Below are 887 nucleotides of genomic sequence, written 5' to 3' on the forward strand. Positions count from 1 at the left end.
TGAGCCCTTTGCAAGCTGGCGGTGTCTGACCGCGAGTTGGACTGTCCTGCGCAACGACGAAGCTCCTGGTAGACGGGTTCTCGACCAAGATCGCCCGTGTCCGCCAGGAGCTTCGCGTGCTTGTCTACCCGTCCTCGATTGATCTGTCCAGCCGCACCCTGCGGTTCCTGACCGGACAACTGACAGTCAGACGGCGGGAGATCGGGACACGGTGGCGGCGCCTTCCTGCCGCACGCCAGGCCCTGCTCGCCCTGGCCCACCTGCGGTGCGGTGACACTTACGCCCAGCTCGCCGCCGGATTCGGCATCGGGATCGCGACGGTCTACCGCTACATACGTGAAGCCGTCGAGGCCCTGGCAGACCTCGCCCCGTCCCTGGACGAGGCGATGACGACGATCCGGGCGAAGGCGTTCGTCATCCTCGACGGCACCCTGCTGCCGATCGACCGCATCGCCGCCGACACCCCGTACTACTCCGGGAAACACAAACGCCACGGCATGAACGTCCAGGTCCTCACCGATCCCTTCGGACGGCTGCTCTGGGCCTCGCCGGCGCTTCCCGGCTCAACTCACGACCTGACCGCCGCGCGACAGCACGGCATCATCGAAGCCCTCGCCGATGCTGGGCTCAAATGCTGGGCGGACAAGGCATATCAAGGAGCCGGCGGATCCGTCCGGGTTCCGTTTCGGGGCCGCCGCCTCAAGCGATGGAAGCGCCGCCACAACACCACCCACGCCAAGATCCGTTGCCTCGGCGAGCGGGCCATGGCCACCCTCAAGAGCTGGCGCCTCCTGCGGAAACTCCGCTGCAGCACCAACCGCATCACCGACGTGGTGAAGGCCGTCCTCGTCCTTCACCACGCATCAGCGTGAGGTTGGAAAACGCTC

General features: G+C 66.4%; 1 protein-coding gene. It reads left to right on the plus strand.

All coding sequences use genetic code 11. From position 1 onward, the window contains the following. Positions 1-116 precede the first annotated feature (116 nt). A complete protein-coding gene (locus tag ADL12_RS22620; protein WP_062704519.1) occupies positions 117-872 on the plus strand; it encodes an IS5/IS1182 family transposase in 756 nt (251 codons plus the stop codon). Positions 873-887 lie beyond the last annotated feature (15 nt).

This window comes from Streptomyces regalis (genome assembly GCF_001509475.1).
Lineage (GTDB): Bacteria > Actinomycetota > Actinomycetes > Streptomycetales > Streptomycetaceae > Streptomyces > Streptomyces regalis.